This is a genomic window from Marisediminitalea oceani (assembly GCF_003731635.1).
GTDB lineage: Bacteria > Pseudomonadota > Gammaproteobacteria > Enterobacterales > Alteromonadaceae > Alteromonas > Alteromonas oceani.
In genome coordinates, this window is the sequence record NZ_RCUA01000045.1 from 25,935 (window position 1) to 39,237 (window position 13,303).

At 50.1% G+C, this 13,303-nt stretch carries 13 protein-coding genes; 3 read left to right on the forward strand and 10 right to left on the reverse strand.

The window, feature by feature from the left end; translation table 11 throughout:
• Positions 1–271: 271 nt before the first annotated feature.
• The 7 genes from D9T21_RS14090 to miaB form a co-directional block, all read right to left on the reverse strand.
• Positions 272–727, reverse strand: coding sequence for an Hsp20 family protein (locus tag D9T21_RS14090; RefSeq protein ID WP_123325599.1), 456 nt, complete (start codon positions 725–727; stop codon positions 272–274).
• A gap of 197 nt (positions 728–924) precedes the next feature.
• Positions 925–2,199, reverse strand: a complete 1,275-nt coding sequence (locus D9T21_RS14095) for a Xaa-Pro dipeptidase (RefSeq protein WP_123325600.1) — start codon at positions 2,197–2,199, stop codon at positions 925–927.
• Positions 2,200–2,301: 102 nt separating this feature from the next.
• Positions 2,302–3,825, reverse strand: coding sequence for an apolipoprotein N-acyltransferase (lnt, locus tag D9T21_RS14100; protein WP_123325601.1), 1,524 nt, complete (start codon positions 3,823–3,825; stop codon positions 2,302–2,304).
• 5 nt (positions 3,826–3,830) lie between these two features.
• The gene (corC, locus tag D9T21_RS14105; RefSeq protein ID WP_123325602.1) at positions 3,831–4,694 is read right to left on the reverse strand and encodes a CNNM family magnesium/cobalt transport protein CorC; all 864 of its coding nucleotides are present in this window, start codon (positions 4,692–4,694) and stop codon (positions 3,831–3,833) included.
• Between the two features lie 100 nt (positions 4,695–4,794).
• Positions 4,795–5,268 carry an rRNA maturation RNase YbeY gene (gene ybeY / locus D9T21_RS14110; RefSeq protein ID WP_123325603.1) on the reverse strand — a complete coding sequence of 158 codons (474 nt, stop codon included), beginning with the start codon at positions 5,266–5,268 and terminating at the stop codon, positions 4,795–4,797.
• Positions 5,269–6,321, reverse strand: a complete 1,053-nt coding sequence (locus tag D9T21_RS14115; RefSeq protein WP_123325604.1) for a PhoH family protein — start codon at positions 6,319–6,321, stop codon at positions 5,269–5,271.
• A 16-nt stretch (positions 6,322–6,337) separates the two neighbouring features.
• Positions 6,338–7,774 (reverse strand): tRNA (N6-isopentenyl adenosine(37)-C2)-methylthiotransferase MiaB, encoded by a 1,437-nt coding sequence (gene miaB, locus D9T21_RS14120; RefSeq protein WP_123325605.1) that lies wholly within the window; start codon positions 7,772–7,774, stop codon positions 6,338–6,340.
• A 292-nt stretch (positions 7,775–8,066) separates the two neighbouring features.
• Here miaB and D9T21_RS14125 point away from each other — a divergent pair, with 292 nt between their 5' ends.
• Together D9T21_RS14125 and D9T21_RS22755 are read left to right on the forward strand one after the other, a co-directional pair.
• Complete coding sequence (locus tag D9T21_RS14125) at positions 8,067–9,239, forward strand: FAD-dependent oxidoreductase (RefSeq protein WP_123325606.1); 1,173 nt, start codon at positions 8,067–8,069, stop codon at positions 9,237–9,239.
• Positions 9,239–9,415: a hypothetical protein gene (locus D9T21_RS22755; RefSeq protein ID WP_164464695.1), complete on the forward strand. Its 177-nt coding sequence runs from the start codon at positions 9,239–9,241 to the stop codon at positions 9,413–9,415. The genes D9T21_RS14125 and D9T21_RS22755 overlap by 1 nt, the downstream gene beginning before the upstream one ends.
• 27 nt (positions 9,416–9,442) lie before the next feature.
• On the opposite strand, the gene D9T21_RS14130 is transcribed toward D9T21_RS22755, so the two are convergent.
• Positions 9,443–10,024 (reverse strand): TetR/AcrR family transcriptional regulator, encoded by a 582-nt coding sequence (locus tag D9T21_RS14130; protein WP_123325607.1) that lies wholly within the window; start codon positions 10,022–10,024, stop codon positions 9,443–9,445.
• A 108-nt stretch (positions 10,025–10,132) separates the two neighbouring features.
• Here D9T21_RS14130 and D9T21_RS14135 point away from each other — a divergent pair, with 108 nt between their 5' ends.
• Positions 10,133–10,681 carry a carboxymuconolactone decarboxylase family protein gene (locus D9T21_RS14135; protein WP_123325608.1) on the forward strand — a complete coding sequence of 183 codons (549 nt, stop codon included), beginning with the start codon at positions 10,133–10,135 and terminating at the stop codon, positions 10,679–10,681.
• Between the two features lie 37 nt (positions 10,682–10,718).
• Here the strand turns inward: D9T21_RS14135 and D9T21_RS14140 are convergent, their stop codons facing one another.
• Positions 10,719–12,122, reverse strand: coding sequence for an alanine/glycine:cation symporter family protein (locus tag D9T21_RS14140; RefSeq protein ID WP_123325609.1), 1,404 nt, complete (start codon positions 12,120–12,122; stop codon positions 10,719–10,721).
• Positions 12,123–12,236: 114 nt separating this feature from the next.
• On the reverse strand, positions 12,237–13,303 hold a 1,067-nt coding region (locus tag D9T21_RS14145; protein WP_206427276.1), incomplete at its 5' end, for an extracellular catalytic domain type 1 short-chain-length polyhydroxyalkanoate depolymerase.

Consider the following 13,303-nt stretch of genomic DNA (forward strand, 5'->3'; position numbering starts at 1 on the left):
ACTTATCGACGAGCTTGTTACTCCTGCAAAATTGAAAGCACGGTATATATGACCAAATAATAAAATAACAGGTTAGCCAAGGTTCGAATTAGTAGGTCAACTCTCAGTTAGTACGCCTGCTTTTGAACAAAGATAGAAGTAGTAAATTATACCCTCGAAGGTATAGTGTTTGTTTTTTGCTGGCTGTCAGCTTGGGTTTGAATTTCTACAAATAAGCAATCGGAAAGCGGCGCATTTAGCGCCGCTTAGCAGGGAGATAATGTCTTAGTGGTTACTGTTTGTTTTCCAGTAATGCACTGCCAATTTCAATTTGGCGGGGCTTTTTCTCTTCCGGAATTTCACGCTCCAGGTCGATATTGAGTAGCCCGTGTTCCAGGTTAGCGCCGGTTACTTTTACGTGGTCGCCTAAGTGGAACTTACGTTCAAAGTTGCGCTCAGAAATACCTTTATGCAGGAACTGACGTTTTTGTTCCTCATCCTGGCTTTCCTCGGCCTCTTTTTTACCGGCCACAGTCAGCGCGTTTTCCAGCACCTCGATGGTCACATCGTCTTTGCTGAAGCCGGCTATGGCCATGCTGATTCGGTATTTGTCTTCGCCCAGTAACTCAATGTTGTAAGGCGGATAGGTGGCTTGATTGCCGTTTTGAGAAGCTGCATCAATCATGGATGCCAAACGGTCAAAACCAATAAAAGAACGGTAAAGTGGAGATAGATCGATAGTACGCATAGTCATATCCTCGCAATTAAGCAATATGTAAAGTTAGGTTTAACACCATCCCGCTTAGCGGCGATGGTACTGCCGGTCTTATCTTTAAGCCCCGACAGTAAAAGAGATATGTGCAGCTGGTTCTTTTTCAATAGTGTGCATAAAAAAATCCCGCTTTTTTTAGCGGGATTTTTTAAAATCAATTTAAAATTAGAAAGTTACATGGCTACAGATTTTACAATATGGCCATCTTTAACCACCAGGCCAACGTTTTCGAGCAGCGAAATATCATCCAGCGGGTTACCTTTTACGCCCACAATATCGGCTTTTTTACCGGCTCTGATACTGCCTAAAGTTTCCTGTTGTTTAAGCAGTGTTGCCGGATGAATAGTGGCTGCCTGAATCGCCTGCATTGGTGTCATACCAAAGCGCACCATGCGGGCAAACTGCTTGCCGTTGTCACCGTGAGGGTAAACCCCGGCATCCGAACCAAACACCATTTTCACCCCGGCTTTCACCGCTTTCTGAAAGTTTTCACGCTGACGTTTGCCCACAATACGCTCTTTAGCGAGACTTTCTTCTAGGATGCCGGCTTTTTCGCCTTCACTTAAAATATACTCGGTAACGTAAATATCCATCGAGAAGTAAGTGCCATGCTCGAGCGCCAGTTCAATGCCTTCCTCATCCAGTAAACTAACGTGCTCTACCGAGTCTACACCGGCTTTAATGGCTGTTTTAATGCCACTTGTACCGTGCGCATGAGTGGCAACGGTTAAGCCGCGCATGTGGGCTTCGTCTACCAGCGCCTGCATTTCCTCGAAGGTGTATTGCTGCACACCCACTTTGGTACCTTTCGATAATACGCCACCGGTGCCACAGAATTTAATTACCGTAGCGCCGTATTTAATGTTGCGACGCACAATTTCACGAACTGCCCAGGGGCCGTCTGCTACGCCTTCACTGACGGTATGAAATTCATAAGGCAGCAGGTTATTGTCGCAGTGCCCGCCGGTTACGCCCAGCGATGGGCCCGAAACAAACATCCGTGGCCCTTGAATGTCGCCATCGTTAATGGCATCTCTTAAGGCCACATCGGCAAAGCCGGGAGCACCAACATTACGCACTGTGGTAAAGCCTGCCATAAGCGTGGCTTCGGCATGTTTTACACCGGTCAGCGTGACACGCGGCAGGGAATCCGCCAGACGTTTATAGCCGTGTTTGGTGGCGTCAGAGGTGAGGTGAACGTGCATATCCATTAAACCGGGCATGAGCGTGTAATCGCCCAGTTCCATCACATCGGCATCAGAGGGGATCGTTACCGAACGCTTGGTACCGGCAGCCACAATGGTATTGTCTTCCATGACTACTACAGCATTAGTGATCAGCTTGCCATTTTCCACGTCGATCATACGGTCGGCGGTCAGTACTGTGGTTTTAGCACACGCGGCAGAAGCGCCAAGCGTCAGTGCAAGGAGTGTTATTATCGTTTTCATTGAATACCCTGGAATGTTAAAGCTTAAGGTACAAAACTAGCAGTTAGCCAGCGTAAGGTATAGGTTAATCGCGACTAAGCGGCGCTATTGAGCGAGGAAATTTCAGTTGCTCTGAGCACCGCGGTCGCGCAGTTTAAAAATGAGGAAAACCAGCCCGATTAAACCGGTTAACAGCCACAGCGGGAAATCGCCCCATTGACGATAAGGCGTGCTGCCGGATACGGTTGATAAGTTGGCTGATAGAGCGGCAGTTTCAAACTGCGGCAACTGCGCAACCACTTTACCCCGATGGTCGATAAAGGCCGATATACCGTTGTTGGTAGAGCGGATTACGCCAATGCCCAGCTCTTTGGCGCGCATACGGGCAATTTGTAAATGCTGAGCCGGGCCGTGAGAACGACCAAACCAGGCGTCGTTGCTGACGGTAATAATAAAATCAGTGTCGGCGTAAAGGTTGGCTCTTACCTGGCGCGGAAAGGCAATCTCAAAACAAATGGCCGGGGCGAGGTGCAGGCCATTAGCCAGCAGGTTGGGTTGTTGAAAATCGCCACGACTAAACGATGACATGGGTAAGTCAAACAAAGGAGCCAGCGGCCGCAGTAAATCCTCAAAAGGCACAAACTCGCCAATGGGTAACAGGTGGTGCTTGGCATAGCGGTTGCCATGAAAATAACGGTAATGGCCCTGTTCATCCTCGGCATGGGATTTACCCAGTACAATCAGATTGTTCCAGGCTTCCTGACTTTCAAAATTATAGTTAACCACACCGGTGATAATGGCCGTATCGTAGCGGGCGGCCTCGGCGTTCATATCAGTGATAAAATCCTGAGCCAGCATTTCCAGTTTGGGAATAGCGGCTTCGGGCCAGATGATCACATCGTTGTCCCATACCAGGTTAGTCAGCTCCCGGTAGGTGTTCATGGTCGGCGCGTCCTGTTCGGGAACCCAACGCAAAGACTGTGCGATATTACCCTGCGCCATACCAATAGAGACCGGCTGTTGGGGCTCAACCCAGTTAACCGTATTTAACAGCAGCGCTGCAATGGTCACCGAGCCGGTAATGGCTATGGCCTGTAAAAATCGTTTGGTCAGGGTGGCCACGGCTAACGCGCTGACTATGGTCATTATTAACCAGGTCATGCCGGTTTCGCCGAGCACAGGCAACCAGCCAGATAGCGGGCTGTCGAGTTGACTGTAACCTAAGGATAACCACGGAAAACCGCTTAGTAACCAGCTTCTGAGCCATTCAGCGATAAACCAGATCGCAGGGAGCAGCAGGGGCAACAGAGCAGGTTTGACCCACCGTTTAGCAAAGTAAAAACTGAACGCGGGAAACAGCGCCAGGTAGGCACTGAGTAAAAACATCATCAGCACTGAAGCGATGAGGGGCATGCCGCCAAAGTCAGCAATACTCACGTGCACCCAACTGATCCCGGCACCAAACCAGCCCAGACCAAAGGTCCAGCCCAGCCAGAAGGCTTTTTTAGGGGTATCAGTAAGGAGTAACTGACGTAGTGCCACCACCAGAGCGACAGGCGTGATCAGCCATAAATCGAAAGGGGCATAGGCCATAGTTAACGACGTGCCGGCCAATAACACCAGCACTAAAGGAAGCCACTTTCTCAAGCCAATTACTCCAGGTCTGGCAGGGTCACTTTCAGTTGCATCAACCGGCGTTTATCCGAGTTGGTAATTTTAAACTGGATGTTATCAATAGTGATTTCATCACTGGTGGCAGGCATATGGCCAAAGGCTTTTAATACGATGCCGCCAATAGTATCCGCTTCCTCTTCGCTGAATTTGGTTTCAAAGAAGCGGTTAAACTCATCAACTGGTACCAGAGCCTTAACCGAATACGTATACTTGTTAAGCGGACGGATATCATCGGTGCCGTCTTCTTCCAGATCGTATTCGTCTTCAATCTCACCAACGATAAGTTCAAGAATATCCTCGATGGTCACCAGGCCAGATACACCACCATACTCGTCTACCACAATGGCCATGTGATAACGCTGCTGGCGGAACTCCTTGAGCAGTACATCAACCCGTTTACTTTCCGGGACGATTACCGCCGGACGTAACACGTCTCGCAAATGGAAAGCCTGATCATCGTTATTAATAAACGCGTAGCGGAGCAGATCCTTAGCTAATAGGATGCCTTCGATATGGTCTTTATCTTCGTTAATAACGGGGAATCTGGAGTGAGCGCTGTCGAGCATGACAGGCAAAAATTCTTCAACCGGCTGGTCGATGTCGATGGTAACCATCTGAGCGCGTGGGATCATGATGTCCCTTACCCGCATTTCGTTGACGCCAATAACGCCTTCGATCATTTCTCTGGTTTGGGGGTCGATCAGCTCGCGCTGTTCGGCTTCGGTGATGACCTCAACCAGGTCTTCTTTACTTTGCGGCTCTCCGGAGAATGAAAGCTTTAGTTTATCAAACCAGCTTTTTCCCGAGGAGCCGTTGGTAGAGTGGGGGTTATCGTCGCTCATAATGTCCGTGTCTAATTAGCGTTATAGGGTCTGTTTCTTGTTTATTTTTGGCTTTACGGCCCGCATGAACAATGAAAAAGCGCCTGCGTCTTTTGCAAAGTTAATCGTCTTGATACGGGTCGTCAATGGATAATTTGGCTAACAGGTCAATTTCAAGTTGCTCCATGGCCTGCGCTTCATCTTCTTCAATATGATCGTATCCCAGTAAATGCAGGGTGCCGTGAATAATCATATGGGCATAATGATCGCCAATCGCTTTGTGCTGCTCAGCAGCTTCTGCGGCGATAACCGGCACGCAAACAACCAGATCGCCAAGCAGGTTAAGCGGCACTTCCGGCGGGCACTCAAAGGGGAAAGACAGCACATTGGTTGGCTTGTCTTTGCCGCGGTATTCGTGGTTAAGCGACTGCGACTCGTCGCTATCAACAAACCGTACGGTGAGTTCTTTTTCGCCTGCCTCCAGGTGATTCAGAACCAACGAAGCCCACGCGGTGAGCTGGACTTCGTCCGGAATAGAAGCGATAAGTTCAGCGGCGCCTTCATAGGCCTGCTGGTAATCAACAATAGCGCTCACTTAGTCATCACTCTCGTCGGATTTGTCTTGCTTTTCCTGTTCCTGGGCTGCTTTTTTAGCAATCCGGATACGCTCCTGCTCGGCGTCGTAATCTTCATAAGCCTGCACAATGCGTGCAACAACCGGGTGGCGAACCACGTCGCCAGCGGTAAAGAAGTTAAAGGAAATGTCGTTCACATCCTGCAACACATTAATGGCGTGACGCAGGCCAGAGCGCGCGCCGCGCGGTAAATCCACCTGGGTAATATCACCGGTGATAACCGCCTGGGAGTTAAAGCCAATCCGGGTGAGGAACATTTTCATTTGTTCTACCGTGGTGTTCTGGCTTTCGTCAAGAATGATAAAGGCATCATTGAGCGTACGGCCACGCATATAAGCCAGCGGGGCGACTTCAATAACATTACGCTCCATAAGCTTTTCCACTTTCTCGAAGCCCATCATTTCAAACAGGGCATCGTAGAGAGGGCGCAGATACGGGTCGACTTTCTGAGATAAATCGCCGGGTAGAAAACCGAGTTTTTCACCGGCTTCAACCGCCGGGCGGGTCAGCAGAATACGGCGCACTTCCTGACGTTCCAGCGCATCTACGGCGCAGGCAACTGCCAGATAGGTTTTACCGGTACCCGCCGGGCCGATACCAAAGGTAATATCGTGATTGACCACATTGGCCACATACTGCGCCTGATGCGGATTACGTGGCTTAATAACGCCACGCTTGGTTTTGATATTGATTTCCTTGCCGTACTGGCCGGATTCTTCGCGCTCAAGGCAATTGGCTTCCTGAATGGCAAGGTGAACCTGCTCAGGCGGTAAATCCGGAATCAGTCCTTTAATGGGCTGCGTCTCGATGTACAGTAACTTAAGTAACTCACCGGCCCCTTTGGTTTGCTGAGGCTCCCCAACAATCTTAAAAAAGTTGTTGCGGTAGGTGATTTCGACGCCCAGTCGACGCTCAATTTGCTTGATGTTATCGTCGAAAGGACCGCACAGGCTGGATAACCGTTTATTATCTTCCGGTTCCAGCACGACTTCATTACTTACCAGTTTACTCAAGTTGCTTTACTGCCTCTTAAATTGAAGGTTGAAATTGGCTTACACCAAGTTCATCAGGCAGCTCGGCCTGATGCTTGGCTAAAATACTTTGTGGTGATACGGCTACGCGCAGGCCCATATCGGCCTCGCGACGAACCACTTCACCACGCAGTGAGTTACTGAATACATCGGTGATTTTAACATCCACAAACTCACCTATCATATCCGGCGTACCCGGGAAGTTAACTACCCGGTTATTCTCGGTACGCCCCTGTAACTCCATAATGTCTTTTTTCGATGGGCCTTCCACCAGGATGCGCTGCTCGGTATCCAGCATATTGCGGGCAATGCGCAGTGCCTGCTGGTTAATACGTTGCTGCAACAAATAAAGACGTTGTTTTTTGGTGTCTTCGCTTACATCATCCACGGCATCTGCCGCCGGTGTGCCCGGACGCGCCGAGTAAATAAAGCTGAAGCTCAGGTCATAATCCACTGCCTGAATTAAATCCATGGTGGCTTCGAAGTCAGCATCGGTTTCGCCTGGGAAGCCGATAATAAAGTCAGAAGACATGCTGATATTCGGGCGCACTTTACGTAATTTGCGGATCTTTGACTTATATTCAAGGGCAGTGTGGCCGCGTTTCATTAAATTCAGAATGCGATCGGAGCCACTTTGCACCGGCAGGTGCAGGTGATCAACCAGCTCCGGTACGGTTTCGTACACGGCAATAATATCGTCGGTAAATTCCACCGGATGTGAGGTGGTATAACGGATACGGTCGATACCATCAATGGCGGCAATCAGTTCCAGCAGTTCGGCAAACCGGCACACAGAACCGTCGTGGTGCTCGCCACGAAACGCGTTTACGTTCTGACCCAAAAGGTTAACTTCACGTACGCCTTGTTCGGCCAGCTGTGCGACTTCCAGCAGTACGTCGTCCACCGGGCGACTCACTTCTTCACCACGGGTGTAGGGCACTACACAGAAGCTACAGTATTTGGAACAGCCTTCCATAATCGACACAAAAGCCGTTGGGCCTTCTGCGCGCGGCTCTGGCAGGCGGTCGAACTTTTCGATTTCCGGAAAGCTGACATCCACAACCGATGTTTCACCAGCCTGGATTTGGTTAATCATTTCAGGCAGACGGTGCAGGGTTTGCGGCCCGAAGATGAGGTCGACAAACGGCGCCCGCTGACGAATATGGTCGCCTTCCTGGGAGGCCACACAACCGCCCACGCCAATGATCAGATCCGGGTTGGTCTTTTTCAGGTTCTTCCAGCGGCCCAGCTGATGGAATACTTTTTCCTGGGCTTTTTCGCGGATAGAGCAGGTGTTGAGCAAAATAACATCGGCCTGCTCCGCTTCTTCGGCCAGCGAATACCCGTGAGTTGAATCGAGCAGATCGGCCATTTTTTCCGAATCATACTCATTCATCTGGCAACCCCAGGTTTTGATGTACAGCTTTTTACTCATAACAATTCGATAATCACGTTGGGCTGGCGCCAATACTCAGGATAATTAAGCTAACCCCGGGCGCGCAGCGATATTGGTCAAAATAGCCGCGTATTTTAACTGTTATAGACCCTGATCGCCACCCTTGTGAACCGGTCTGAGCGGGATTTTAGCGCTTTTTCGATCCAGCCCAAGGCAAGTTTACGTAACAGCGTAAACTTCATGATTTATTGCTAACGCACTGATATAAAGCGCATGTTAGATTTAACCCCTGAGTTGGGGCATAATCGCAGAACATAAACAGGGTTCCTATATGTTTGATTTTTGTATTAATGGTGCTGGCATGGTGGGCGCCGCCACTGCGTTAGGGCTGGCACAGCAGGGTTATCAGGTAGCGATTATAGAACAGCGTCCGCCGCAGCCTTTTGAGGCCGTCCAACCGCCGGATTTACGCATGTCAGCCATCAGTGTGGCATCGGTAGATCTGCTGCGTGCGCTGGGGGCCTGGCAACACATTGAAGCTATGCGGGTCCGCTCTTACAGTGAGTTATCCGTGTGGGAGCGGCCGGATTGCCGAACCGATTTTACCGCCAGTGATGCCGGTTATGAACGCCTGGGCTACTTTGTAGAAAACCGGCTGATTCAGTTAGGTTGTCATCAGGCGCTGAAAGACTTTGATAACGTTACCTGGTACTCACCGGCGCATATTGCCGGCATTAAGCGCTCTGCCAGCGCTGATGAACCAGTGATTATTCGCCTGGAATCCGGTGACGAAATTACCGCTAAATGGCTGATCGGAGCCGATGGTGCCGAATCCCAAGTGCGTCAGCTTGCCGGGATAGGTATTTCAGGCTGGCAGTATGCTCAGCAGGCCATGGGCATTATTGTGGAATTTACTCAGCCGGTGGCCGATTGTACCTGGCAGCAATTTACCCCGCACGGCCCACGGGCATTATTGCCGATGCACGATAATTATGCCTCGCTTATCTGGTACGACAGCCCGGCGCGTCTGGCCGCACTGACAAAACTATCGCCAGTCCAGTTAAAACAGGCTATCGAAAACGACTTTCCGCCATTAGGCGATGACTTTACGGTATTGAATAAAGCCGCTTTCACCCTCATTAGAAGACATGCCAGTGAGTATGTGGTGCCTGGCGTTATTCTGGTTGGGGATGCAGCACATACCATAAATCCATTGGCCGGGCAGGGCGTAAACCTGGGATTTAAGGATGTAGCTTGCCTGTTGACTCAAACAGCAAATGGCCAGGCGAACGGCGAAGACTTTGCAGCTCGCTTACGCACCGGTTACCAACGGCCACGTCAGCGCGATAACGCGCTGATGATGTCTGCCATGGATGGGTTTTATACCACCTTCAGTAATGATCATACGCCGCTGAAATGGCTGCGGAATGGCTTGCTAAAACTGGCGCAACATACCGGGCCAATAAAGGCCCAGGTACTCAAATACGCAATGGGATTAGCTTAATGACCATACTTTATATTCTTGGCATATTATTTCTGGCACTGGTAATTATTGTGCCTTTGCTGGAAAAGTCGAAATGGCGAATGAGCGGAGAGGATATGTCGAAACTGACCCGCTGGTTCTGGCCGCTATTAATGATTTTACTGGTTGCTCAGTTAATCAAAATGCTGGTGACTTAGGCCGGCCAGGTTAGGGCGCGGGCGTTATTACTGCGCCCACTCTCCGCATAAATCACAAACAATTTTATCCACCATCCAGCTCAGGCTTGCCGGCGATTCCACGCTGGTTGCCAGAGTTCGCATGGCGATAAACTGGCCCTGTAACCACATTGCTGCGCGCTCAACCGGTATATCAGCGGCCAGTTCACTCGTACTCCGGGCTTTTAAAATCACCGCCTGAAAGGCTTCACGCAAGTGTGCCAGCGCAGCTTGCAGCTCACTTTTTACGCCTTCTGGCAGTTCCGCCCAGTCGGCCTGGGTTTTCACAATCAGGCACTGAATTTTATGCGCGGCGCTGTCCTCTACCGTTAAAGGGAAGCGCAGGAATTCGCGTAGTTGCTGCAACGGTGTATCACTGTTTGCCACAGCCATAATCTGACCATGCAGTACGCCGGTGTAATGATTAAGCACCTCAAGATACAACCCTTCCTTACTGCCGAAAGCGGAATAAATACTACCAGGACGTTTATCCAGCGCCGTCTGCAGGTCTCGCATGCCGGTGCCAAGATAGCCTTTTAACCAAAAGACCTCGGTTGCCTGTTGAATACTTTGTTCCCGTGGATAACCCATTCGTCTACCTTATAAATATTAATTTGAACGATCGCTCAAATTTAACTTGAGCGATCGTTCAATCAGGCGTTATGGTAAAGCTTCACCAACCAAAAATAAAGGACAGCTATGACAGATTTTACCATTCACACAATGAAAAGTGCGCCGGAAGCAGCACAGCCGCTACTAAAGGACTCCATTGCCTCATTTGGCATGATCCCCAATTTACACGGGGTGATGGCGGAGTCTCCGGCGGTGCTGCTGAGCTATAAATTTTTACACACTCAGGCTCAGAATACGTCGTTCAGCCCTGAAGAGCTCACTGTAGTGTGGCAAACGGCGAATGTGGAGCACGAATGTCACTACTGTGTACCAGCGCATACTGGCATTGCCAAAAGTATGAAAGTGGACGATAGCATTACCGAAGCACTAAGAAATAAAACCCCGTTGCCAGACAAACTGGAAGTGCTGCGCGAAACAACCAAAGCCATTCTGCTCGACCGGGGCAATCCGGATACCGCTAAACTTACTGCCTTTTTTGATGCCGGTTACAGCAAGCAGCAGCTGTTGGAGATTATTTTGATTCTGGCGCAGAAGGTTATGAGTAATTACATTAACCATCTGGCCGATACACCGGTGGATAAAGCCTTCGCGAAATATGAGTGGCATCCAGCCTAAAGCAAACAGGGCCTGATTCATCAGGCCCTGTTGTTAATTACCAGATACCGTCTTCAGTTTTACCCTGAATCTCGCAGTCGCCGGTTTTGTATTCCGGCGTTTCGCCCCGCTCGCGTTTATTAAAGTAATCCTTGCTAATACTGACGATAGTGGGTGTCATCCACATGATGGCGATAATATTGATCACTGACATTAAGCCTAACGCCATATCCGCCGCCGCCCACACTTCAGGTAACGCGGCCATTGAGCCCCAGAAAATCATCGCCAGATAACCGCAGGTATAAACGATTCGGCCCATTTTGTTATCGAGCTTAAACATGTGCAGGTTACTTTCTCCGTAAGCGTAGTTGGCTACCACTGAAGTAAACGAGAAAAAGCAAATCGCCGCGGCAACAAAATCAGCGCCACCGGCACCAATATGCGTTTCCATAGCAGACTGGGTTAAACGGATCCCTTCCATCTGTTCGCTGCTGGAGCCACCGGCTAGGAGAATAATAAATGCCGTAGCTGTACACAGCACCATGGTGTCCAGAAAGACGCCAAGCATTTGGATATAGCCCTGGGAAACCGGATGATTCGGGTTAGGCGCAGCACTCGCAGCAGCGTGAGGTACGCTCCCTGAACCGGCTTCGTTAGAATATAAACCACGCTGGATACCGTTTTTTACCGCCGCACCCATGGCTCCGGCGCCAGCTTCCTGTAAACCAAAGGCAGACTGAATAATATTCATCAGCATGGCTGGTAGCTCGGTAATGTTGATAGCACACACCAGCAGGGCAGCAAGTACGTAACTGATGCCCATAAACGGCACCACCCATTCCGCAAAGCGGGCAATGCCGCGTAAACCGCCCACTACAATGAGCGCTGCCAGGGCGATAATCGCCATACCTGAATAGCTGGTTGGAATGTCGTAGGCGGCATTAAGCGCATCGGTGATGGTATTGGCCTGGACGGCGGAAAAGATAAAGCCATAGCCTAAGAATAAGCACAGTGAAAACGCCACGGCCAGCCAGGTTTTATTCAGACCCTGCTTAATGTAATAAGCCGGTCCGCCACGGAATTCGCCGTGGTCATCTTTCACCTTATACAACTGGCCCAGCACACTCTCGGCAAAGCCGGTTGCCATACCCAGTAGCGCGATAACCCACATCCAGAAAATACTGCCGGCGCCACCGAGTGAAATAGCCACGGCCACGCCTGCCAGGTTACCTGTGCCGACCCGTGCAGACAAACTGGTACACAGTGCCTGGAATGAACTTATCCCTTCTTTGTTGCTGCTGGTGCTGCCTTTCAGCAGACTGAACATATGGCCAAAATGTTTAATTTGCACGCCCCCGAGGCGAACAGTAAACCAGATACCACAGATAAGTAGCATGTAAATAAGAACCTGGCCGTTACCCCAGAGAATATTATTAATAAACGCAACGATGTCGTTGAGCACTGAAGAGTTCCTGTTTAATTATTATAAGGTGGGAATAGATTTAGTGTGCCGGTCTGAGTGGGGACTGTAAAGCAAAAAACACAGTTTGCCCGGCACAATAGCATTTTGAGTTTATTACTGGCGCTGATATTGCTTCAAAAATGCCCAGATGATTTCTGACATGGGTAAGTCATCGGTACTGCCCAGACCATACTTTGCCAGGATGTCAGCTTTGGGGCTACCGGGCCAGGTATGACCTGCCTGTTCAGAGCGATAAAAAATCACCGCTACGTCGTCACGGCAGTCAGACCACTCGGTTTTAGTGATACCCGCTCGAATCGCAGTGGTAGTGGTGCTCTCACAGCCATTAAACTTAACCCAATCCTCAATTGCCGGCTCTACGCCCATGTACCAGTAACGCGGTGAATCGGCCTGATGCTGGTAATGATTTACCGGATCCTGAGTGCCGTGGTAGGTAAGCACCGGCATGGCCCTGGCCGGCGCGCAATTATCGGCAAAACGCACACCTGCAATAGGGGCGATGGCGGCAAAGGTATCTGAAAGGTCACAGGCCAGGCGACTGCTCATACGCGCCCCTCCAGAAAAGCCGGTTGCATAAATACGAGCTGTATCAATAGGGTAGTGCTGCGCCAGATGAGCAATTAGCCCTTTAATAAAAGCCACGTCATTATATGGGCTGTCCAGTTGCTCAACATTCCAGGTTTGACGACCACCGGCCTCATAGCTGAATTCAGCCTTGGGCGCGACGACGATAAACTTGTGTTGCTCTGCCAACGTTTCCAATTCGTTGAGCTCAGCAATCTGTTTTGGTGAGGAACCGGTACCATGAAAATTAAACACCAAAGGGTATTCAGCTCCCTCCCTGATGCCATCCGGCACAAACAGGCGCCAGCTACGCGGCTGCCCATCGAGCTCTGCGGTTTGCATCACGGGCGCTGAAATAACCTCTGAGGCAATTAAAAGCATCAGGGGGGATAATAGTTTAATCAGTGTTGCAGACAGGTTGTCAGGCATTGCAAAAGACATCTTAACCAGGTGATGACAAAAATGTACCACAAGCAGGCGGCAAATCGTGAGAAGTCTGAAAACAAAAACGCCAGTCATAAGACTGGCGTTCTGTAATATGGCTGGGGTAGCAGGACTCGAACCTACGGATGGCGGGATCAAAACCCGCTGCCTTA